Annotated in this window: 25 protein-coding genes and 1 other annotated feature; of the genes, 10 read left to right on the forward strand and 15 right to left on the reverse strand. The window is 39.2% G+C overall.

The window, feature by feature from the left end; all coding sequences use genetic code 11:
- The first annotated feature begins 190 nt into the window (after positions 1 to 190).
- Positions 191 to 949, forward strand: coding sequence for a FixH family protein (locus tag JI666_RS12995; protein WP_206892404.1), 759 nt, complete (start codon positions 191 to 193; stop codon positions 947 to 949).
- A 38-nt stretch (positions 950 to 987) separates the two neighbouring features.
- Here the strand turns inward: JI666_RS12995 and tyrS are convergent, their stop codons facing one another.
- The 3 genes from tyrS to JI666_RS13010 form a co-directional block, all read right to left on the reverse strand.
- A complete protein-coding gene (tyrS, locus tag JI666_RS13000; protein WP_206892405.1) occupies positions 988 to 2,235 on the reverse strand; it encodes a tyrosine--tRNA ligase in 1,248 nt (415 codons plus the stop codon).
- Between the two features lie 63 nt (positions 2,236 to 2,298).
- Positions 2,299 to 2,520: a binding site (T-box leader), on the reverse strand.
- A gap of 126 nt (positions 2,521 to 2,646) precedes the next feature.
- Positions 2,647 to 3,582 carry a ferrochelatase gene (gene hemH / locus JI666_RS13005; protein ID WP_206892410.1) on the reverse strand — a complete coding sequence of 312 codons (936 nt, stop codon included), beginning with the start codon at positions 3,580 to 3,582 and terminating at the stop codon, positions 2,647 to 2,649.
- A 378-nt stretch (positions 3,583 to 3,960) separates the two neighbouring features.
- Positions 3,961 to 4,311 (reverse strand): hypothetical protein, encoded by a 351-nt coding sequence (locus JI666_RS13010; protein ID WP_206892416.1) that lies wholly within the window; start codon positions 4,309 to 4,311, stop codon positions 3,961 to 3,963.
- 190 nt (positions 4,312 to 4,501) lie between these two features.
- Here JI666_RS13010 and JI666_RS13015 point away from each other — a divergent pair, with 190 nt between their 5' ends.
- On the forward strand, positions 4,502 to 4,711 hold the full coding sequence (locus JI666_RS13015; RefSeq protein ID WP_206892418.1) for a hypothetical protein: 210 nt from the start codon (positions 4,502 to 4,504) through the stop codon (positions 4,709 to 4,711).
- A 44-nt stretch (positions 4,712 to 4,755) separates the two neighbouring features.
- Here JI666_RS13015 and JI666_RS13020 read toward each other — a convergent pair whose 3' ends face one another.
- Positions 4,756 to 5,946, reverse strand: a complete 1,191-nt coding sequence (locus JI666_RS13020) for an MFS transporter (RefSeq protein WP_286170803.1) — start codon at positions 5,944 to 5,946, stop codon at positions 4,756 to 4,758.
- A gap of 462 nt (positions 5,947 to 6,408) precedes the next feature.
- On the opposite strand from JI666_RS13020, the gene JI666_RS13025 reads away from it, so the two are divergent.
- From JI666_RS13025 to JI666_RS13035, 3 genes are read left to right on the forward strand one after another with little or no spacing between them, the layout of a single operon-like run.
- Positions 6,409 to 7,557: an NAD-dependent epimerase/dehydratase family protein gene (locus tag JI666_RS13025; protein WP_206892421.1), complete on the forward strand. Its 1,149-nt coding sequence runs from the start codon at positions 6,409 to 6,411 to the stop codon at positions 7,555 to 7,557.
- A gap of 30 nt (positions 7,558 to 7,587) precedes the next feature.
- Positions 7,588 to 8,730 carry a glycosyltransferase family 4 protein gene (locus JI666_RS13030; RefSeq protein ID WP_206892422.1) on the forward strand — a complete coding sequence of 381 codons (1,143 nt, stop codon included), beginning with the start codon at positions 7,588 to 7,590 and terminating at the stop codon, positions 8,728 to 8,730.
- A 16-nt stretch (positions 8,731 to 8,746) separates the two neighbouring features.
- Complete coding sequence (locus tag JI666_RS13035; RefSeq protein ID WP_206892425.1) at positions 8,747 to 9,202, forward strand: GtrA family protein; 456 nt, start codon at positions 8,747 to 8,749, stop codon at positions 9,200 to 9,202.
- Positions 9,203 to 9,236: 34 nt separating this feature from the next.
- On the opposite strand, the gene JI666_RS13040 is transcribed toward JI666_RS13035, so the two are convergent.
- Positions 9,237 to 10,070 (reverse strand): DUF368 domain-containing protein, encoded by an 834-nt coding sequence (locus JI666_RS13040; RefSeq protein ID WP_206892429.1) that lies wholly within the window; start codon positions 10,068 to 10,070, stop codon positions 9,237 to 9,239.
- A gap of 60 nt (positions 10,071 to 10,130) precedes the next feature.
- Entirely contained in the window at positions 10,131 to 10,586 is a 456-nt protein-coding gene (locus JI666_RS13045) for a GNAT family N-acetyltransferase (protein ID WP_206892432.1), read from the reverse strand.
- 160 nt (positions 10,587 to 10,746) lie between these two features.
- On the opposite strand from JI666_RS13045, the gene JI666_RS13050 reads away from it, so the two are divergent.
- Positions 10,747 to 11,631 carry a DMT family transporter gene (locus JI666_RS13050; RefSeq protein ID WP_206892434.1) on the forward strand — a complete coding sequence of 295 codons (885 nt, stop codon included), beginning with the start codon at positions 10,747 to 10,749 and terminating at the stop codon, positions 11,629 to 11,631.
- A gap of 256 nt (positions 11,632 to 11,887) precedes the next feature.
- On the opposite strand, the gene JI666_RS13055 is transcribed toward JI666_RS13050, so the two are convergent.
- From JI666_RS13055 to JI666_RS13065, 3 genes are all read right to left on the reverse strand, one after another.
- Positions 11,888 to 12,274 (reverse strand): gamma-glutamylcyclotransferase family protein, encoded by a 387-nt coding sequence (locus JI666_RS13055; RefSeq protein ID WP_206892436.1) that lies wholly within the window; start codon positions 12,272 to 12,274, stop codon positions 11,888 to 11,890.
- Between the two features lie 86 nt (positions 12,275 to 12,360).
- Positions 12,361 to 14,082, reverse strand: a complete 1,722-nt coding sequence (locus JI666_RS13060) for a pyruvate oxidase (protein ID WP_206892613.1) — start codon at positions 14,080 to 14,082, stop codon at positions 12,361 to 12,363.
- Between the two features lie 112 nt (positions 14,083 to 14,194).
- Positions 14,195 to 14,962 (reverse strand): SDR family oxidoreductase, encoded by a 768-nt coding sequence (locus JI666_RS13065; protein WP_211201503.1) that lies wholly within the window; start codon positions 14,960 to 14,962, stop codon positions 14,195 to 14,197.
- Positions 14,963 to 15,107: 145 nt separating this feature from the next.
- Between JI666_RS13065 and JI666_RS13070 the strand changes: the two genes are divergently transcribed.
- From JI666_RS13070 to JI666_RS21735, 3 genes are all read left to right on the forward strand, one after another.
- Positions 15,108 to 15,485: a thiol-disulfide oxidoreductase DCC family protein gene (locus JI666_RS13070; protein WP_206892437.1), complete on the forward strand. Its 378-nt coding sequence runs from the start codon at positions 15,108 to 15,110 to the stop codon at positions 15,483 to 15,485.
- A gap of 81 nt (positions 15,486 to 15,566) precedes the next feature.
- Positions 15,567 to 16,184 carry an NUDIX hydrolase gene (locus JI666_RS13075; RefSeq protein ID WP_206892621.1) on the forward strand — a complete coding sequence of 206 codons (618 nt, stop codon included), beginning with the start codon at positions 15,567 to 15,569 and terminating at the stop codon, positions 16,182 to 16,184.
- A 25-nt stretch (positions 16,185 to 16,209) separates the two neighbouring features.
- Entirely contained in the window at positions 16,210 to 17,004 is a 795-nt protein-coding gene (locus JI666_RS21735; RefSeq protein WP_286170806.1) for a helix-turn-helix transcriptional regulator, read from the forward strand.
- Here the strand turns inward: JI666_RS21735 and JI666_RS13085 are convergent.
- The 4 genes from JI666_RS13085 to JI666_RS13100 form a co-directional block, all read right to left on the reverse strand.
- A complete protein-coding gene (locus JI666_RS13085) occupies positions 16,948 to 18,177 on the reverse strand; it encodes an MFS transporter (protein WP_349769333.1) in 1,230 nt (409 codons plus the stop codon). The two genes, JI666_RS21735 and JI666_RS13085, sit on opposite strands and share 57 nt — an antisense overlap.
- A 66-nt stretch (positions 18,178 to 18,243) precedes the next feature.
- On the reverse strand, positions 18,244 to 18,843 hold the full coding sequence (locus JI666_RS13090; RefSeq protein ID WP_206892438.1) for an SGNH/GDSL hydrolase family protein: 600 nt from the start codon (positions 18,841 to 18,843) through the stop codon (positions 18,244 to 18,246).
- 1 nt (position 18,844) lies between these two features.
- Entirely contained in the window at positions 18,845 to 19,228 is a 384-nt protein-coding gene (locus JI666_RS13095) for a DUF4937 domain-containing protein (RefSeq protein ID WP_206892439.1), read from the reverse strand.
- Positions 19,218 to 19,802: a DNA-3-methyladenine glycosylase I gene (locus JI666_RS13100; RefSeq protein WP_206892440.1), complete on the reverse strand. Its 585-nt coding sequence runs from the start codon at positions 19,800 to 19,802 to the stop codon at positions 19,218 to 19,220. Before JI666_RS13100 ends, JI666_RS13095 begins: the two co-directional genes overlap by 11 nt.
- 107 nt (positions 19,803 to 19,909) lie before the next feature.
- Here JI666_RS13100 and JI666_RS13105 point away from each other — a divergent pair, with 107 nt between their 5' ends.
- A complete protein-coding gene (locus tag JI666_RS13105; protein WP_206892442.1) occupies positions 19,910 to 20,545 on the forward strand; it encodes an FMN-dependent NADH-azoreductase in 636 nt (211 codons plus the stop codon).
- Between the two features lie 25 nt (positions 20,546 to 20,570).
- Here JI666_RS13105 and JI666_RS13110 read toward each other — a convergent pair whose 3' ends face one another.
- A complete protein-coding gene (locus tag JI666_RS13110) occupies positions 20,571 to 20,729 on the reverse strand; it encodes a hypothetical protein (RefSeq protein ID WP_206892445.1) in 159 nt (52 codons plus the stop codon).
- Between the two features lie 57 nt (positions 20,730 to 20,786).
- Complete coding sequence (locus tag JI666_RS13115; RefSeq protein WP_206892446.1) at positions 20,787 to 21,284, reverse strand: GNAT family N-acetyltransferase; 498 nt, start codon at positions 21,282 to 21,284, stop codon at positions 20,787 to 20,789.
- Positions 21,285 to 21,359 lie beyond the last annotated feature (75 nt).

The following is a 21,359-nucleotide window of genomic DNA, read 5'->3' on the forward strand; positions in this document are numbered from 1 at the left end:
GGCCTCTTTTGTTTTCCCCCTCATTCTAGTAATCGTTTGTCAACAAGTAGTCACAAGTCAATGAAATTTTCGCTTGAGAAAGGTACTTAACTTTCCTACTATTAAGATGAGAGAATGTTTGCCTGTTACAACAGGTGGCCATACTGAAACTTAGATTAGAAATTGGCTCTGCTAAGGAGAGGAAAGAAGTATGAAGAAAATAGGATCATGGGTATCTATCGTAAGCATTGCATTGGCTCTAGCTGCTTGCGGTCAGGATGAAAACGCAAATGAATCCAATAATACAACGACAGCTGATGAAACTCAGGTTGAAACACTGGATGTCGCACTTGATACACCTGAAAAAGCTGAAGCAGGAGAAACGCTAACTTTTACAGCAACTGTTACTCAAGGCGATGAAAAAGTGGACGATGCAGATGAAGTGATGTTTGAAGTGTGGAAAGAAGGCTCGAAAGATGACAGCGAGATGATTGAGGCTTCTGTTGACGGTAAAGGGGTATACTCCGCCGAAAAAGTGATTGAAAATGAAGGGAAATATTACGTTCAATCTCACGTTACAGCCCGCGATTTACATACTATGCCTAAAAACGAAATAATAATCGGATCCGAAGACAACGCCACATCAGAGAGTGGCCATGAGCATCAGCATGAAAGCGAAGTGTCCATTCACCTTATGAAGCCTGATGAAATAAAGGCTGAAAAAGACGTTGATTTAATGGTTCACCTTCAGAAAAATGAAGAAGCATTAACAGAAGCGAACGTTCGCTTTGAAATCTCAAAAAATGGTAAAAAGAACGCTGAATGGGTTGATGCAGTAGAAATGAAAGATGGTGAATATGAAGGAACCACTTCTTTTAAAGAAGTTGGCGATTATACAGTGACCATACATGTAGAAAACGATGAAGGCCTTCATGAACACACAGAAGAAAATGTAACAGTGACCCAATAAGGAATATCCCCGATCTATTCAGATTGGGGATATTAACGTTAATTAAGTTTTAGCTTCTTAAATTTCCGCTTACCCACTTGAATAACTAGACCGTCTTCTATTTTTATTTCCTTGTGTATATCAGTTACTTTAACTTGATTTAGTTTAATACCACCGTTTTTCATCATACGCCTTACTTCACTTTTAGAAGGCATCATTCCAAGAGATGTCACAAGGTTAGGAACTGTGATGTTCCGTGCTCCATCCCAGTTTACTTCATCGATATCAGTAGGAAGCTTGTTTTGTTGGAACACCTGCTGAAATTGTTCTTCTGCCTGTTGAGCCAACTTTTTTCCGTGAAATATACGTACAATCGTTTTCGCCAACTTCATCTTTACTGTCCTCGGATGAGTCTCTCCTCTTTCTAACTCTTGACGAACAGCCCGCTTTTCATCTAACGATAAGTCAGTTATAAGCTCTGTGTATCTTATGATTAATTTATCCGGAATCGACATGACTTTCCCGTACATCTCTGATGGTTTTTCTGTAATACCGATATAGTTTCCTTTTGATTTAGACATTTTTTCAACGCCGTCTAACCCTTCAAGCAATGGCATCATAATCACCACCTGCTTTTCCTTACCGAACTGCTCCTGAAGGTGTCTACCCATTAGAACATTAAAATATTGATCATTACCTCCAATTTCGATATCACTTTCAAGGTGGATTGAGTCATAGCCTTGCATTAGCGGATAGAAAAATTCGTGAAGAGAGACGGGTTTATTCGCATTCATTCTCTTCTCAAAATCGTCTCGTTCCAATAAACGAGCTACAGTGATTTTTCCTGCTAGATGAATTACATCTTCAAATTTCAACTCAGAAAGCCAATTGCCATTGTAATGCAGCTCGACTTTCGTTTCGTCTAGAACTCTTCCAAACTGTTCAAGGTATGTCTTTGCATTACGCTCAACTTCCTCATCGGTTAATTGCACCCTTGCAGCAGACTTACCTGTTGGGTCTCCAATTTTTCCTGTAAAGTCGCCAATAATGAGCTGAATAATATGACCATTCTCTTGAAACTGGCGTAATTTATTCAAGACAACAGTGTGCCCAATATGAACGTCAGGTGCAGTTGGATCAAGTCCAAGTTTAACTTTCAGTGGTACGTTCGTAAGAAGGGACTTTGCAATTTTATGCTTCAGTTCATCTCCAGGAATGACTTCACTTGTAGCGTGCGTATAAACAGTATACTGCCTTTCCATTTCCTCTTTCTGCTGATCAGATAATTGATCCATAATTGCACTCATTCCTGTCGACCTCCCATTTATTTGTTTTGTTCATGAACGACAAAAAGCCACGTCCCCTTATTTAGTAGGGACGTGGCTTAACACGCGTTACCACCCTGATTGAAGACACTTCCGTCTTCCAGCTCGAATACGTTAACGGTTTTCCCGTTCCTGACTACTTCATCACTTTCGTCAGGAAGGCTCTGAGGGGTAATTCACTGTTAGGCTGTACCAGTTTTCACCTTCCACTGGTTCTCTGACACTACTCACCATAACGCGCTACTGAATCCTCTTCTTTGCCTGTACATTATTTACGTTTCTTGAGTTTCTAATAACTTTAGCTTGTTTATTACTTCATGTCAAACAGTTTTTTGAAAATTTAACTAACCCCAAAAAAAGCAGCAGTCATTGAAGCATGACCGCTGCTCTTTCTTACTGCATATTCAATTCTTTTAGAACAACCGTAGTGATGACATCAATAAATTCATCCTGTGCGTTTGGCATTTCAGGACGATAATAGTTTGCACCGATCTCATCGGTTACTACTTTACACTCGTAATCATTATCGAACAATACTTCAAGATGATCGGCTACGAAACCTACAGGCGCATATACAAAAGAAGTATAACCCTGCTTTTCGTAAAGGTCTCTTGTTAGATCCTGAACATCTGGACCGATCCATGGATCTGGTGTGTTCCCCTCACTTTGCCAACCGATGGCAACATTTTTAACACCAGATTCTTCAACGATAAGATTGGCTGTTTCCTTCAACTGATCTGGGTAAGGGTCACCGTTCGCAATAATTTTCTCAGGTAAGCTATGAGCTGAAACAATTAGAACGGCTTTTTCACGTTCTTGATCAGACATACCTTCGAAAATCGCCTTGATGCGTTTTGACCAGTATGAAATGAATTTCGGCTCATCATACCAGCTTTCAACAGAATGAATCACTGGTCCACCAATCTTCTCGGCTTCTTGCTTTGCACGGCCATTGTACGATTTAATGCTGAACGTAGAGAAATGAGGCGCTAGAACAATACTAACAGCTTCTTCAATGCCATCATTGTGCATTTCTTGAACGGCATCTTCTACGAAAGGCTCAATGTGCTTCAATCCAATATAGAGTTTAAATTCAATTTCATCCTGTACTTCATTAAGATGTGCTTCAAGACCTTTGGCTTGATCTTCTGTTATTTTCGCAAGTGGAGAAATGCCTCCGATTGCTTTGTAACGATCCTTAAGGTCCGTTAATTGTTCTTCAGAGGGCTTACGACCGCGACGGATATGTGTATAATAACGTTCAATGTCCTCTTCTTTGTAAGGCGTTCCATATGCCATCACAAGTAATCCCATAGTTTTCTTAGCCATGAATGTGTTCCCCTCTCATACCAAAATAATTTAAATCGAATATCTTTTTATAATCATTATCATCTAGTTGCCAGTATACCTTTTTTTCTCAAAGGAATCAAAGATAACTGACTGCAAAATCGCAACGTTTTGTGTCATTCCTATTGAACCAAACCTTTATGTATAATGCCACTTCTGATGCGTTTCCTTACTCAGTATAGCGAACTATGTTCGTTCTGTCTTTCCCCCAATGCTAGATCAGTTTCATCCTCCCCTACTACAGGTGCTTTCATACTTTTTTATGGTAGTAAGGTAGTGAAGTGGGGGTCAGGCTCGAGCCTGACCCCCACTTCACTAAAAAAACTACGCAAACACTGTTTGCGTAGTTCTACTTTCTGTTTATTTCTCCATTGCTCCGTTATGCTTCGAGACAACTTCTCGTAGATCAGTATCATCACTTTGATCTGTTTTAAAAGCTAGAAGATAGCGAAATTCTTTATCTGCTCGTTCAGCAGGATCGGCGTTTTCTTCCTGCTTACCTGTTGGCGTTTCATTAGAGAAAAACAGGTCGTTGTTTGCTCCAGCAGGTGTTCCAGGTCCCTGACCAGGATATGGAATATCCAAGTTAAGCTTTTGATCTTCCGGAATATGTTCAACTGACAATTGACTTACAGAGTAAGTCTGTAAATCAGTTTTTGCGCTTTCTGCATCGTTCTCTGTTGTAAAATAAGCTTGCAATGTTTTACTCATCTCAATCCAACTCCTTTTGATGATCTTATAAAGAATGCTTTCCCGATTCCGTCTTACTCTAATCATCCTTAAGAGATTTAGTATTGTGTAGTGATTACCATTAATCATTTCAAGCTTAGAAAATCTTAATTATAAATGATAGCGTTGAGCACATGCTATACACATACCAATACTTCAAGGAGGAGAAAATTTGGACTATAAAAGCAATGAAAGAACCACACAGGCAAACCTTAAAATAAATAATCAATTCTACAAAGGAGATGAACATGAGAATAGTGATGAAAAAGTGAATGATGCCTTCTATTCTAAGCAACAAAAAAACGATTCTGCCCCTACAAGCTATCTAGGAAACAATATGGCAGCAGTTGATGTAACAGGAAATAAAGACAGAGACCGATAAATATACAATTTCAACAGCCCCAGCATAGCCGGGGCTGTTGGACATTAGCATGATAATTGAAAATGATGATAGTGTTTCCACATATATAGAGCTGAACCAAGTAATAGAATCGCTGACACTACAAATACAAACTGAATACTAACAGCTTCTGCAAGGAAACCAAACAATAACGCCCCACATCCGAATGTTATTGCACTCAATGCACTTTGAGCACTAAATACTTCCGGAAGAGAACTCTTTGGACAGGACTTCTGGATAAACGTCACGATTGCAATGGACTTCACTTGCTCCACTATACCTGATACCACAGTTAGCACAACAGCAAGAATGGCTATCTCATTGGACCCGAATAACAACGTTACTGCACCTACAACCAATGAAGCGGTAAGTAGGATTGCCTTCATGTGTTTCTCAAACAATTGGGTATTCCTTGACACAATAAGTCCGCCAGCAATTAATCCAATAAAGAAACTTGCATTTAAATAACCCCACCAAGCTTCTGATTTTTGAAGAACGTCATTCACAAAGATATATAGTATCGCAGCGATCCAGACGACATTTGCGATAGATTCCAGAAAAATCATAACGTGAACCGTTCGTAAAATGGGATGTTTCCAGATTGTTTGCCAACCGCTTGAAATCGGGATTCTAGACTTCTTTTTACGCTGACTCCCCTCATTTTCAATCAGTGCCATGAAGATTGTTGAGATACAATACAGACCAAACGTAAGCCAGATAACCGATGAGCCTGACATGAAAGCAACAATGATACCTCCAACAGCCCAACCTCCAAATTGAATCGTTTGATCAACTACTGCTACAAAGCTATTGGCTTGTGTCAGCTCTGACTCTTGCACAATCATAGGTAGCATGGCATTTCGGGCAGGCGCTGCCCACCCGTCAAGAAAAGCAATAATAAATGCGAGCATAAATATGACTTCTAATCCTGGTTGATAAAGTAAAAAAGAAGCACCAAGGATAACTAAAATGAATGTTTTTAATCCTTGAGACCAGACCAACATTCTTTTTAAGGCGAACTGACTCAACATGACAGGTGCACACATTCCACTGATAAACCGGGCTAAGGTTATCGTGAAAGGCAAAAGTGATAAATAAAGCGCGGATCCTGTTGACTGATAAAGTATAGCAATTAACGCAACAATATAAAGAACGTCCCCTATATTGGCACACGCTTGACCAATCCACAGGAAACGAAACGAACGTAACCTCATCATCACTACCCCTTTTTTATTTATTCATTCGTTTGCAAAAGGGTAGTCGATTTACATATGATTAATCACTCCTATTCCTCCATTTAATGCAACTAACTTTCTTCATCAGTTATTCGTAATCATCACCTTTAATTGGAAGGGAAGTTATGAAGAGTACGTTCCAAAACTATAGAAACTTTCACCAATCGGTATTCTTTTTAGTTCATCAAATACAGTCTAACATATTAAATAGAAAATAATTTTCAATTTTCCAAATTAATAAATTGTTTTTATTGCCTGTTTCAGGCAAACTTAAAAGTGTAGACAAATTCCATTATGGGAATGAAACAGTCATTCACTGATTCATTTAAAGATTTAGTAAATTAAATGTCATAAGTTGAATGAACCCTTGATGAATGCTATCGTAAATACTTGATAATGCAAGCATTCCACATTTAAATCGACCATTTGATGGAGGTAAGATCTATGAAAATTATTGTTGCAGGCGGAGATGGTTTCTGCGGGTGGCCAACCGCACTTTATTTATCAAAACAGGGTCATGACGTAACGATCATTGATAATATGATTCGCCGTAAATGGGATGATGAATTACGCTCCAATTCCTTAACGCCCATTTTGCCCCTCGAAGAACGAGTGAGATTATGGGAAGAGAAAACCGGAAAAAAGATTGCGATCTATGACTGTGATTTGATGCATTACGATTTCTTAAAAGAGATTTTCAAGCAGGTACAGCCTGAGGCATTTGTTCACTTTGCCGAACAACGCTCAGCTCCATATTCCATGATTGACCGTGAACACGCGGTATTCACTCAAACCAACAATGTTGTAGGTAATCTTAATGTTCTATATGCAATCAAAGAAGTGAAACCTGACTGCCATTTGATTAAATTGGGAACAATGGGTGAATATGGTCAGCCTAACATAGATATTGAAGAAGGTTACATAAAAATAGAACATAATGGACGCGAAGATGTCCTTCCTTTCCCTAAACAACCGGGGTCGTTCTATCATTTATCAAAAGTACATGATAGTCATAACATTCAATTCGCTTGTAAAATATGGGGCATTCGTGCAACTGATCTAAATCAGGGAATTGTATATGGACTTCATACTGAAGAAGATGAATATGATGAAGGTCTCATTAATCGTCTCGATTATGACGGTGTTTTTGGGACAGCCCTTAATCGCTTTATTATTCAGGCTGCGATTGGCCACGACATTACAGTCTATGGATCTGGTAAACAAACTCGTGCATTCCTAAACATTAAAGATACCATTCGATGTGTTGAAATTGCAGCTGAAAATCCTGCTGACAAAGGCGAATTTAGAGTGTTTAACCAGTTTACAGAAGAATTCTCCGTGCTTGAACTTGCCCAAAAAGTTCAACGAGTAGCAAAAGCAAAAGGCCTTAACATTGGAATAGATCATATAGAGAACCCACGTATTGAGAAGGAAGAACATTACTACAAAGCGGTTAACACAAGTTTAATCGATCTTGGTCTAGAGCCTTCTCTATTAACAGACGATCATATCTCTAGAACGCTTGATACAGCTTTGAAGTATAAAGACCGTGTTCTTAAAGAAAATGTCCTTCCAAACGTTACCTGGAAATAAATTGACGCTATAACTAACAGAGGTGTTCGTATGAAAATATCCATCGTAACAGAAACATTCCTACCTTCAACTGACGGTGTCGTTACTCGTCTTCGAGCCTCAATCGACTACTTACTTGATCAAGGGCACGAAATTCAGGTAATTGCACCAGATTTAGGAGTGCGCAGCTATCGGAATATTCGGTTTGATGGCGTACAACCTCGTACTTTCTTTTTATATAAACATCGTAAATTTGGGATGCCGACACGCTTAATCAAAACGTACCTTGAAGACTTTGATCCGGATCTTGTTCATGTAGTTAACCCTGCCTTTATGGGGTACTCGGGAATTAAATATGGTAAAAGACTCGGCGTACCATTGGTTGCTTCTTATCACACACACGCGCCAAAATACGCTAACTATTACAACGCTTCTTGGTCAGAGCCTTTACTTTGGTGGCATTTTAGAAGGATGCATAATAAAGCAGATATTAATTTGTGTACATCTCAGGCTATTCTAGAAGAATTGAACGAACACAACTTCTATAACATGCACCTTTGGAAACGAGGAGTTGATACAGAGCGATTTAATCCTGAACTTCACGATGAAGACATGCGACAACGTCTTACGGATGGGAATTCCGATAAAACACTGCTTCTTTTTGTAGGCAGACTCGCATTTGAGAAAGAAATCGATTCACTGATTCCCATGCTTGAGCAAAAGTCAGATACACATCTCGCAATTGTTGGAGATGGTCCTTATCGAGAAGAACTTGAGAAGAATTTTGCCCATCTCAATAATGTGACATTTACTGGTTTTCTCCATGGGGAGGAATTAGCGCGAGCCTATGCGTCTTCTGATGCTTTTATTTTCCCATCAACTACTGAGACATTAGGCCTTGTCATTCTAGAAGCTATGGCCAGCGGACTTCCGGTTATTGCTGCTGAGTCAGGACCAACGAACGAGCAAGTCGATGATGGATCGACAGGACTCCTCTATCGATCTGGTCCTAATGGAAATCTAACTGAGGTGGTTCACAGGTTGGAAGAGAATGGACTGTTAGAGAAAATGTCGAAAGAAGCTTATGTTCATTCAAGGGACTATGGTTGGAGAGGTCCTGCACAGCAGCTTCTAGATTTCTACGAATCAGCCATTGAGCTGAAGCAAAATGAAGAACAGCAGGCGATCCAATAGATAGAAGGTTGAGTATATGAAGCAATGGCAAATTGGTAGGGGATCAAAACAAGTAATGAGTTTCAGCGCTATCGGGGTCATGAATGCACTAGTCGACATCGGAGTACTGAATCTACTCATGCTGTTATTTCCAACAGATGATCGAATCCAGCTTATTGTCTACAATACAATTGCATATACGCTTGCGATTACGAACAGTTACTTTTGGAATGCGAAGTTAACGTTCCCTTCCAAAGCAATCCATGACCGAAAACAGGTTCTATTGTTCCTCGCTCAGGCTATCATCGCACTTGGCATTAGCAACCTTGTTTTCTATGGTGCCCTTCTTATCTTTGAATGGATTACATTCCCTAGGTACATTGAACGTAACATTTCAAAGGGGCTCGCCATGCTAATATCTTCTGCTTCAAGCTTTTTCATGATGAAACACCTGGTCTTTCCACGAACGAAACAGAAACAAAATTCCAATTAAAATAACCCACAGAACATTTCTGTGGGTTTTTCCTTTAATCTGTATTTTCCTGCTTATGCTCGATTTTACCTAGAATAAAGGCTGCTCCGAGTCCTAGAAGTAGCGTTACTACACTTGCTATTCCAAGCATGATATCAGACTTAAAGCCCGGATACAGTACGACAACTGACCCGATGACTAATCCGATCATAACGGAATAGGTAGCAACCGTATACTTTTTCAATAACAGTGAGATCAGCTTACCTGTTAAACTTAGTCCAATAATGATTCCCGCTCCTACTGTGAGGAGAAGAGGAATTTGGAAAGACGAGAGACCATGAATAACAGTTTTGTAAGACCCTAGAAGCAACAGCACAAATGAGCCACTTACCCCCGGCAGAATCATTGCTGTACTTGCAAGCCATCCTGAAAAGAAAAGAACAATATAGTCCGTAAAGCTTAACGATTTCATTACTTCTCCAGAACCATCTCCCTTTAGAAAGAGAGTTGAAGCAATTAGCACCGCTGCTAGAATTAACAATCCATAATGCAAAGGTTCAAACGTCTTTTTGTATTCTACCTTTCTTAGTAAAAAGGGTACTACACCAATAATTAAACCGATAAAGAAAAAGAAGGTTGGCTGCGGATAATGTTGAAGGAGCTTCTCCATTAGCTGACTGACGAGAAGTAAAGCAAGACCTACACCTATTAGAAGTGGTATGAAAAATCCTAATTCTTTCTTCCAATTCTTGCTCATCAATCCATTAATTCCACTTATTAATCTTCTGTAAATTCCGAGGACCATTGCAATCGTTCCTCCGCTTACGCCTGGAATTAAATCGCTAACACCCATTAATAACCCTCTGTATATATTTCGCCACACAAACATGCAAGAACTTCTCCTTTTCCTATGCGTCTAATACATACATTACCCAATTGAAGCAAGTCACTAACCACTCTTCGTTTTTTTCTTCAAGTGTGTAAGAAAAACACCTTCTACTGGTTCAGATCGCTCCACCTCTTCAAATCCGAATGTCTCATAGAATTTCACTGCAGGAACGTTATCAGCACCTGTACTCACTACGAATTCTTTATCACTTGTCACAAGTAAATATTCCATTATCTCTTTTGCAACTCCCATCCGAAAATAATCTGGATGTACTACTAGTCTGCAGATTCTAACGCTATCTTTCGTATGCTTAAAGGAAAGAACTCCCGCTACTTCGCCCTCCCTATAACACCCAATAAATGTTTCTTCACTCATTTGAATTGAATCAACCGTATCGCTCAACTGCGGAATGCCATCAAATTTAATGATCTCTGCTTCTTTACGATAAGCAGGAAGTTGAACATCTAAAATCAATTTAGCTGTATCTGCGTTTTGATGATGTAACATTTGAATCATGCGAGCACCTTCTTTTTTTCATATTTTTTCTACAACGTCATGCTTTTCTTGATTCATCAATGTTGTGACGATTAGGACTTTAAGCGGCGGAGTTGAAATGTATGATAGCTTTACAGTAAAGTGATAGAAGTGATTCGTGACTATTTACAGGAGGAATATGATGAGTGATCGTAATAAAGGAATTATACTTCTGCTAATATCATCCTTCGGCTTTGCGATGATGGCAGCGTTCGTAAAACTTTCGGGTGATGTGCCTACCATTCAAAAAACGATGTTTCGAAATGCCGTATCAGCGATTATTTCGTTCGGTTTTGTTATGTATTACAAAGAACGGCTATTTGGGAAAAAGGAAAATCAAAAGTTCTTACTCCTACGGTCTGCGCTTGGTACGCTAGGAATTATCTTCTATTTCTACGCTATTGACCATCTTGTTCTCTCAGATGCCGATATGCTAAACAAGCTCAGTCCGTTCTTATTGATTATTTTCTCTGCTCTTTTCTTAAAAGAAAAAGCCAAACGCTTCCAAATAATCGCCATCATCATTGCATTTATAGGCACATTATTAATTATTAAACCGCAATTTTCAGTAGAAACGATTCCGTATATTTCAGGACTACTATCCGCTATTTTTGCAGCTGGTGCTTATACAGTTCTAAGAGTACTCGGACAGCGCGAGAAATTCTATACAGTTGTTTTCTATTTCTCTTTCTTCTCAACTGTTGTTCTCTTACCGTTTGTCATAATGTTCTATGAGCCAATGGAAATGAGACAGCTCATTTACTTACTCTTAGCAGGTGTATTCGCAACCCTCGGTCAATTCGGATTGACGATTGCCTATAAATTTGCGCCAGCACGCGAAATCTCAATCTTTTTCTATTCAACCGTTGTGTATTCAGCGTTGATTAGCATCGTCTTATTCGGACAAATACCAGATATTTGGAGCATTCTCGGATATGTGATCATTTTCTCTGCATCATTTTATATGTTTATACGAAATAACCGTGAAGCAAAGATTGAGAAAAGAGAGCTACAACCATCTAATTAAATGATTTGCTGAGTTCTTTAAGGCTGTTTTCGTAGACATTGTTGCTATAAGAGGAGTGGTTGATTTCCGCTCCAATCAACTTTGATGTGTGAATTTCTTTATTCATAATCTCTTTCAAATACAACAATCTTTAATAAAAAGAGCCTTCTCTAAAGACGAGTGTTAAATTCTACCTAAGTTTAGCACTCGTTTTTTTAAAACTATATATCTAAAACTCTAACTCAACTCATAATCAACTTCATTAAATTTCAAATAATTAAGATAATTTGTTTCGATATATGATCCAATCCCCACCCTTAATTTCAATAAAATGGTCTTCAGGCTCTCGCATCACATACGTAATCGCTTCGTAGCTTCCGGTGTTGCTTTCAATCGTTCGTACAATCCGGTCATATAAATTATGATCACGTCCTTCTTGAAATCCTTCGAGGGTATCTATTCGCTCAAGAAGCTGATCGTTTACTTCATATATTTCTCCAAGTACCGTTTCATCACCAGACTCTATTAAGGCTGGATAGCCGTTTCTAGTATCATAGAGCGTTCCTTTAGTCCAACAAGTTCTTTCTCTTAGGATTGCGCCCTTAATTACTGAATGATTAATCTCCCCATATCTTAAAGTACCGTAACAAAATACAAGTCTCACCTTGACGTCTCCACCTCTCAACAGATTACGAAACAGCCAATTTTAACTACAAAAAAGCCCGCTATAAGCGGGCCATCCTTTTCTTATTAGAAAATTCGCTTCAAAGCCTTCTTCAATGGCGGCATGTCGATTTCCTGCTCCTCAAAAGCTTTTTTTAGCATATACTTCGAATAGCTTGCAGCCTGTTCATACGTGATTTTACCAGGAAGTGGCGGCTGTTCTTCAATTACGATATCAACAATCGCAGGCTTTGTAGATTTAGCTGCCCTCTCAAAAGCTGGCAATAGCTCTTCGTATTTCTCAACACGGTAACCTTCACCGCCGGCCGTTTCAGCAAACGCAGCAAAATTAAAGTCTTTTAATTCTGTTTCAAAATCGATATTTCCAATTTCCTGCTGCTCGTATTTAATCATGCCGAGACGCTCATTGTTTAGGATAACAACCATCATTGGAAGCTTATACTTTACTGCTGTTAAGAAATCCTGCATAACCATTGTAAATCCGCCATCTCCACAGATCGCAACAGCCTGTCGATCAGGGTGAGCGATTTTACCAGCGATAGCACCAGGTAGTCCGCAACCCATTGTGGCCATCCATGAGGAGATAATGAATTTCTGATTTGTTACTCGAAAATGCCTTGCTGCCCAAACAGTGACGTTACCAACATCAACTGAAAGCACTGCATTATCGTCCACTACTTTTTGGAGCTGTGGCATAATTTGCTGTGGTTTTATTGGCGTTGACTCCTCTGACTCGATTTTCTCAAGATGAGCCCACCAATTCTTCATATTCTCCTGACACTTTTCAATAAATTCTCGATCTTCTTGATAGCTTGTATGATTAGTTAAATAAGAAAGCGTCCACTTCGCATCTCCAATCAAACCAACTGTTACCGGATAACGCTTTCCAATCTGCGTTGGTTCGATATCAATTTGAATGGCTTTTGCTTTGTCAGGTAAATAATCTCGATAAGGGAACGATGTACCTACCATGATAAGTAAATCGGTTTCTTCCATCGCTTCATAAGCGGGTTTCGTTCCAATCTGTCCAAGCTGTCCCAGGTTATATGGATGCACATCCGGAATAGCACCTTTCCCTGGTAGACTTAAAATAACCGGAGCTCCTGCCTTTTCAGCAAATGTAAGCAGTTCATCCCTAGCATGTTTAGACCCCTTACCTGCAAGAATAACTGGGCGTTTCGCTTCATTTAGAAGAGCTACTGCTTCATTTAAATTGGAGTCATGGGGATGAACGACTGCTTTCGAACGAATGAGTGACGTATTCTGAACCTTTTGTTTCACTTTCTCAGCAGCAAGATCATCTGGAATAGTTAGAATTGCCACACCCTTCTTCTCTACAGCAGTTCGAATCGCTTGATGAGTTAGATCCGGCAAGGAATCCGCCGTTTCAACCCTACGGTTAAATACAGAAACATCGTCGAACATTCGCTCGAGGTTAACCTCCTGGAACTGATCTGTCCCGAGCTGGTCACTAGCAATCTGCCCCGCAATAACGAGAACTGGTACACCATCAGCTTTTGCATCATAAAGACCGTTTAATAAATGAACTGCACCTGGTCCTGCAATTGATAGACACACACCGATTTTGCCAGTTATCTTAGCATACGATGCTGCTGCAAGAGCACCAACTTCCTCATGACGAACCTGAATAAACTTCATACGGTCCTGTGCATTTCGTAAATTCTCGACAAAGTGATTAATTGAATCACCAGGCAAACCATAAATATGGTCTACACCCCAATTAGATAGTGTATCAAGCAATATTTCGCCAGCATTTCTTTCAAACATCATGACTCCTCCTTCGCGTCCTTTTCCATAAAGAAAAAGTACCCTAAGAAAAGTACAACGAAACGTGTATGCCAAAATAAACAAGCAGCCAAATGGCTGCTTGAATTGCTTATTATGTTCTTGGACCGCCTGCTACGTATAGTACTTGTCCGCTCACAAAAGATGACTGCTCATCTGCAAAAAAGAGCGCAGCGTTTGCAATGTCTTCAGGCTTTCCAGTTCTACCAACCGGAATCTGTTTTTTATTGTAATCAATAAATTGGTCGAATTCGACGCCTAGTCGATCTGCTGTTGCTTTCGTCATATCCGACTCAATAAATCCTGGTGCAATAGCATTGGCGGTAATTCCGTATTTACCTAGCTCGAGAGATAGCGTTTTGGTTAAACCTTGAATACCTGCCTTTGCCGCTGCATAATTCGTTTGGCCACGATTACCGAGTGCTGACGTCGAGGAAAGACTAATAATTCTTCCGTATCCTTGCTCTACCATGTAGCTCTGTGCTGCTCTTGAAGCATAGAAACTGCCAGTTAGGTGGACTTGCATAACCGTCATCCAATCCTCATCTGTCATCTTAAACAGTAGATTATCACGAATGACACCTGCATTATTAATGAGAATATCGATTGAACCAAAAGCATTCGCAGCTTCTTTCATACTAACCTCAACCTGTGCTCGGTTCGTAACATCGACAACACCCGTCATAACAGAATAACCTTTTTCTTCGAATTGTTTCTTAGTATTTTCAAGTGCTTCTTCATTCACATCAGCTAAATAAACGCTTGCCCCTTCACTAGCAAATCGCTCTGCAATACTTGCACCAATTCCCCTACTACCACCCGTTATGTATGCGGTTCTACCATCCAGCCTTTTCATCACCATCACTCCTGTAATCGTTTTCTTTTATGGTATAACTTGACTATAATAATATTGAAATTTTCTGTCAACTATTACCACCTAGTTTAATAACAAGGTAAAAAGTGAAATAGAGTAAAAAGATGATAATTAGGAATTGGAGGCTAACACTATGAAACACCTTGTATTCTATGACGCTGAGTGCCCTTTTTGTTTTCACGTAAAAAAATCGTTACGGAAACTAGACTGGTTCAATAAAATTGATTGGATTTCCGTTCAAGAAGTTGAGAAGAATCCGGACAATTATCCTTACATGCAATTCCGACATAAACGGATGTACGATGAGATTCATATGCTTACCGAATCAGGAAATCTTCACGCTGGTTTTTATTCTGTAAGAAGACTTCTAATGGCTCTTCCACTCACTATTCCGCTATCCTTACTGCTCTATTTACCTTTTATCGATAAGCTTGGATCACCATTCTACATTTGGTTTTCCAAAAATCGTTACGACTGGTTTGGACGATATCCAGAACCTAGATTTGAATAGAAGCAAAAGCAGGTTTTCTCATCCTTTTCTAGAATAATAAATAATAGTTGATAGATAACGAACTGGAAAGGATGCTTCATGATGGAAGAAAAGTGGCTTGCCTGGGCAAAGCAAATCCAATCGATCGCCCAGGCAGGATTAACCTATACACGTGATGATTACGATTATGAACGATACATAGAACTTAGACAGCTCAGTGCAGAAATACTAGAAACTTATACTGAATATGACATGAAAACAATCCAAGAACTCTTTACGAATGAAACAGGGTATCAAACACCTAAAGTGGATATTCGCGCTGCTGTAATTAAGGATGGAAAAATCCTCCTCGTTAAAGAAAAAGCTGATGGAAAATGGTCGATTCCAGGAGGATGGGGGGATGTTGGCTTCTCACCTGCAGAAGTCGCTGTTAAAGAAGTAGAGGAGGAATCGGGTTATCTTGTAGAAGCAAAGCGTTTACTGGCTGTTCTAGATCATAAACACCATCCTCATCCACCATCCCCTTATCATATTTATAAAATGATCATCGGTTGTGAACTAGTAGGTGGGAACGCGACAGATAGTATCGAAACTAGTGATTGTGACTTCTTCTCTTTAGACAATCTTCCACCATTATCTGATGGACGAATAACCGAATCACAAATCACCATGCTTTTCAGGCTCCATGATAATCCATCAATGCCAACCGTATTTGATTAAGCTCTTAAGATAAGGAGTTACACCTATGATTACACCATACAAACACGGACTATTACTCATGCGAAATGATAGACTACATGAACGAAGCTGGCGAAGCGACCAATGTTATAAATTTATTTTTTCTCATACAGGAAAAGGTCTTTATGAGACAGCTCGAGGTGATATTTTAATTGAACAAGACAAGTTTCTTATGATGAATCCAGGTGATCCTCATCGTCAGCTTCATGTGACAGATGAGAAATTCCTAATAGAATTGAATGAAACACTCGTGAAGAATGTTTGTGTAGATCTTGGAATCTCAAACACGCTTCCTGATTTCGCATCAATCAGTTTCCGTCATCCGCAACTCATCCGATGGGCATCTTTCGTAAGAGAATTTATTGTACATACCGATGCAAATGAGCGCTCATTTTTTCTTGAGCATAGCATGACTCAACTCGTCTTACTGCTGATGAAACACGCTCCTGGCTCACACCAATGTGAGCTGTCCATTGCTTCTACATCAGCACCTTTAAGCTTCGCTGTTAATGCCATAAAGGAAAGCTTTCAAGAGGATTGGACCCTTGATGAACTCGCCGCTCTCACTGGACTATCAAAATATCAGTTTGCTCATGCATTTAAAGAATCTTTCGGAGTATCACCATACTCCTTTCTTCAATTGTACCGGATGATCAAAAGTCAGGAGAAACTTGTTCACACCAATGATTCAATTCTCTCAATTGCTCTTTCATCTGGATTTAAAAACCTTTCTTCATATAACCACTTATTTAAAAAACTGTACGGTAAGACGCCTTCGCAAGTTCGTATTCGTCATCACTAAGTAACCTGCACTCACCGTAGACATACTAATCCCGCTCACAATCATGAGCGTTTGAATGGTAATAAACGACGAGAGAAAGCCAAAGAGTGCAAGTGAAAGGGTGTTTGCTAGATAAAGTAGAACCGCATTCGTGCTAAACCCTCTCCCAAGCTGATCACTCGGAACAAGCGTCTGCAAGAGATAAACTCTTGCTAGTCCAGCTATAGGAATGCCAATGCCGATAAATACAGCGCCTATGAAAAAGTGTTCCAGTTCGTACCACAATCCATAATACAAAACTCCTGCTCCCCAAATGAACGACCCAATCATATAAATAACCAGGCTCATTCTTTTCATAACGAGAGGAATGACTAGGTTTGTTCCAATAACAACTGCACCAAAAACCCCTTGAATGAGACTATACATTTCTTCACTTTTTGTCGTCATCTCAGATAAAGCAAGTAACAATCCCACTTCCCACACCCATGTATTGAGGAAAACGATAAAGAATGTAAAGAGGAAGAGATTTCGTATCGTTACGTTTTGATTCGCCCACCTACTAAACGATACGATTGAAAGTCCAGCTTCTTTAATAGACCGTTTTCCAGTATATATGCTGTCTGTCACATCTACTTTCAAGAAACATAAAGTACTAATCATGTAAGTTAAAGCATCTACAGTAAAAAAATGAATGGCTCCATATGTTGTTAATAGCCAAACTGAAATGAGCGGACTAACGACCGTCACGCCTCTCTGAAACGTATCATTCAAACTATTGACTACCGTCCGGTTTTCTTCATCTGTTATTAGTGGTAACACCGCTCGATGGGTAGGATTAAAAAAGCACCCAATTGTTTGAATGAGGAAACTAACAATCAACAAGTGCACATACCCCAACTGGTTCGCATAATAGACAATAACAATTGAAAAGACAAGTGGTACTCTAATCAAATCAAGTAGAATAAGAAGTCTTTTTTTCTGAACCCAATCAGCAACAACGCCACCTAATAAACCAAACAGGAGGTATGGAACCGTCTGCGCTATCGCCATCCCCGTTGTTACAATTTTCGAGTCTGTTAGCTCATATGCTAGAAACAGAAATGCCATTCCCGATAGAACATCCCCAAGTTTAGAAATGCCACCACCGAGTAAATAATAGCGAACAGTTGAATTAGTATAAAATATTCGGTACACAAAAATCACCTCTATCTTTATTGTAAAAAGATAAAGGTGATTGATCTTCTAACATCTTGTTGAATGTTAGCGCAATAAATGAGGAGTGCACGCTTTTAACCAGATACTTGCCATTAACCGGTTACCTGCTTCTGTCATATGTACGCCATCTGTTGTAAGGTTTACCTCGCTTTGTTTTACCTGTTTAAGAAAGGCAGTATGTGTAGGAACAAGTACGGCATCATAGTTCGATGCTAGACGACGAACAACCTCAACATATGGAACAAGCATCTGATTTCCCTTTGAGTGTATATCTTCATTTATAATTGTAGGCTCCATTAAAACTAGCTTTGTATTGATATTTCTAGCCTTATTAAGCAGTCGCTCATATATTTCTTTGAAATCCTCTGGATACACCTGCTTCATTTCAGGGTGGTCAAGCTGACGCCAAACATCATTTATTCCGATTGAAATAGACAGTACTTCAGGATTGGCTGCGATAACATCTTTCTGCCACCGCTTCTCTAGATCCGTTATACGATTACCACTCACGCCTTTATTTACAACTTGAACTTCATTCTCTACCTCATCCTTAATCATCCGTACATACCCAGAACCGATTCCTTCAGGATCCTGTTTTCTGCCTGAGTCTGTTATACTATCGCCAATGAATAACCATTTACTCATGCTATTGAACTCTCCCCTCGGTTTGATCAGCTGTTAACGTCCACTCTTCACATATCGTAATAGCTTGGGTATGAAGCCACTCTTTTGTAAACTCATTGATGTTCTCTACTTCTTTTTCTTCTACCATAACATCAATTGATTTGATAGTACCTCTTTGTCCTGTTTTTTTATAAATTAGATCGTGGCCCTTCTTCATAAACTCGTTATAAGATGAACGATTTCTCCAGAACCCAATAATGATTGCCTTACGCTGGCTTTGTGACCAACCACCATACTGTGCAACAAATCCATCAAAGTTCTTTATTTCTTCCCATCGCTCTTGACCTAACGTAAAAGCTAAAGTTTGATCTTCATTAACCTCACAAATCATTTTCTTAATCAGCATAACTAATTGATTCCCCTTGAAATTTAGGATGTCGAAAGCAATCGGTTGTATGATCATTTACCATACCAACAGCTTGCATAAAGCTATAGATAATAATCGGTCCTACGAATGTGAAATTTCTTTTCTTCATATCTTTGCTGATTTTCTGGCTGAGTTCCGTTTCGGCTGGAACTTCGTCAATCGAATTCCAATTATTTACAATAGTTCCACCTTCCGTAAATGACCATATGTAAGACGAAAAACTACCAAACTCCTTCTGAATAGCAAGAAACGCTTTTGCATTTCTAACTGTTCCACGCACTTTAAGTTTGTTTCGAATAATACCTTCATTACTTAACAACTGCTGAATTTTATCTTCATCATAAGATGCGACTTGCTCAACGTTAAATTCATCAAAGGCTTCACGGTAGTTCTCTCTTCTCTTTAGAATCGTGATCCAACTCAGACCTGCCTGTGCCCCTTCTAGAATTAACATTTCAAAGAGTTTTTGATCATCATAAACGGGAATTCCCCATTCATTATCATGATAATTTTTATAAATCTCTTCATCGTTTACCCATGCACATCGCTTCACATTATTCCTCCTAGCCTTTTCTTTTATTGTATCGCGGCTTTTCTCTATTGGAATAGTTTTATCTCCTCAAGCCATACTAAGTGGCGACATAGAAGGAGATGAATAAGTTGACAAAAGTATTATATATCACGGTAAACCCTAAACCGGTGCAAGAATCTTTTAGCCTAACGATAGGTGAAGCTTTTCTGAAAGCGTATCAGGAAGAACATCCTGAAGATAGTATACTTAAGCTAGATCTTTATAAAATTGATCTCCCTTATATTGATACAGATGTTTTCAACGGATGGGGCAAACTGCAAAACGGCAATGAATTTCAACATTTATCAGCAGATGAACAAATGAAAGTTAGTCGAATAAATGATCTGACGGATCAATTCATTAACGCAGATAAATATGTCTTTGTCACACCTTTCTGGAATTTCAGCTTTCCTCCTAAGCTTAAAGCGTATATCGATACGATTGCTATTGCAGGCAAAACATTCAAGTATACAGAGGATGGCCCAGTTGGCTTGTTAACAGATAAAAAAGCTCTTCATATCCAGGCAAGAGGTGGCGTTTATTCTGAAGGGCCTGCTAAAGAAATGGAGTTCGGTGATCGATACCTGCATGCTGTTCTCGGTTTTCTAGGCATTCCTTCTGTAGAATCCGTAATCGCAGAGGGAATGGCTCAAATGCCAGATAAAGCAGAAGAAATTAAGAACAAGGCAATCGACAAAGCACATAAAGTAGCGTTAAATTTCTAACAAAAAAAGCGCATATGCGCTTTTTTTACTCTTCTCTTATAACGTTATCAAGAGGAATCATCATGCTGTAGTCGAACGGAAAACTCATTTCAGCTCTGTCATCAGAATCTGGTAAATCGCTGTTCACTTTATATTCTCCAGGAATGCCTTCAAGCGGAATGTGTTTCGTATAATCGAACATCATTATCGCCTCCTTCTATCGATAGTATGGTTGAAGGAAGTAGCAAATATGATTATCGATTTAATAAAGCTTCGACATATAATATTCATCCACAAATTCATTATCAATTAGAAGGGAATGCCTTTTTACTCCTTCTACTTCGAATCCAGCCTTTTTATATAAAGCTAGTCCAGCTTCATTTCGCGTTACAACAGTTAATTCTAAACGATGTTTCCCGTTCTTTAGTGCCCATTCTTCAAGGGTTTGAAATAATTTTGTACCTACTCCCTTACCACGCTGATCCTTTTTTATTCCTACAATTAAATAAGCAGAGTGACTGTTCCGCTTAGCTTGACCACCATACGCAATTAAGTAGCCAATTAGCTCCCCTGATTCCTCCGCTACAATTATTGTGGATTGCTGATCCTGCTGCATTTTATTTATTCGCTCACGCTGTTCTTCTACTGACAAATTTCGTTCTTCTTGTTCAAATAGCATATATTGTGCATCATTTTCAACGTCTTTTATCAGCTGTACAAATGCTTCAGCATCCTCAAGTTTTATGTGTCTCAGTTCCACCTGTTCGCCACCATTTCTAATCAAAGTATCTTTTAGTTAGTTTATCACAAATTGAATGCCTCAAATACGAAGCTA

It is taken from the genome of Bacillus sp. NTK071, from assembly GCF_017303315.1.
Lineage (GTDB): Bacteria > Bacillota > Bacilli > Bacillales > Guptibacillaceae > Guptibacillus.

Coding starts and splice junctions, on each gene's coding strand:
- JI666_RS13095 (WP_206892439.1), bottom strand. CDS start 19,228: ATGCTGATTAAGAAAATGATTTGTGAGGTTAATGAAGATCAAACTTTA.
- JI666_RS13035 (WP_206892425.1), top strand. CDS start 8,747: ATGAAGCAATGGCAAATTGGTAGGGGATCAAAACAAGTAATGAGTTTC.
- hemH (WP_206892410.1), bottom strand. CDS start 3,582: ATGGCTAAGAAAACTATGGGATTACTTGTGATGGCATATGGAACGCCT.
- JI666_RS13025 (WP_206892421.1), top strand. CDS start 6,409: ATGAAAATTATTGTTGCAGGCGGAGATGGTTTCTGCGGGTGGCCAACC.
- JI666_RS12995 (WP_206892404.1), top strand. CDS start 191: ATGAAGAAAATAGGATCATGGGTATCTATCGTAAGCATTGCATTGGCT.
- JI666_RS13075 (WP_206892621.1), top strand. CDS start 15,567: ATGGAAGAAAAGTGGCTTGCCTGGGCAAAGCAAATCCAATCGATCGCC.
- JI666_RS13040 (WP_206892429.1), bottom strand. CDS start 10,070: ATGTTTGTGTGGCGAAATATATACAGAGGGTTATTAATGGGTGTTAGC.
- JI666_RS13050 (WP_206892434.1), top strand. CDS start 10,747: ATGAGTGATCGTAATAAAGGAATTATACTTCTGCTAATATCATCCTTC.
- JI666_RS13065 (WP_211201503.1), bottom strand. CDS start 14,962: ATGGTGATGAAAAGGCTGGATGGTAGAACCGCATACATAACGGGTGGT.
- JI666_RS13110 (WP_206892445.1), bottom strand. CDS start 20,729: ATGATGTTCGATTATACGAAACACATTCCGCTTGAAGGCATTCCTGGA.
- JI666_RS21735 (WP_286170806.1), top strand. CDS start 16,210: ATGATTACACCATACAAACACGGACTATTACTCATGCGAAATGATAGA.
- JI666_RS13010 (WP_206892416.1), bottom strand. CDS start 4,311: ATGAGTAAAACATTGCAAGCTTATTTTACAACAGAGAACGATGCAGAA.
- JI666_RS13070 (WP_206892437.1), top strand. CDS start 15,108: ATGAAACACCTTGTATTCTATGACGCTGAGTGCCCTTTTTGTTTTCAC.
- JI666_RS13060 (WP_206892613.1), bottom strand. CDS start 14,082: ATGTTTGAAAGAAATGCTGGCGAAATATTGCTTGATACACTATCTAAT.
- JI666_RS13030 (WP_206892422.1), top strand. CDS start 7,588: ATGAAAATATCCATCGTAACAGAAACATTCCTACCTTCAACTGACGGT.
- JI666_RS13090 (WP_206892438.1), bottom strand. CDS start 18,843: ATGAGTAAATGGTTATTCATTGGCGATAGTATAACAGACTCAGGCAGA.
- JI666_RS13020 (WP_286170803.1), bottom strand. CDS start 5,946: ATGATGAGGTTACGTTCGTTTCGTTTCCTGTGGATTGGTCAAGCGTGT.
- tyrS (WP_206892405.1), bottom strand. CDS start 2,235: ATGAGTGCAATTATGGATCAATTATCTGATCAGCAGAAAGAGGAAATG.
- JI666_RS13045 (WP_206892432.1), bottom strand. CDS start 10,586: ATGATTCAAATGTTACATCATCAAAACGCAGATACAGCTAAATTGATT.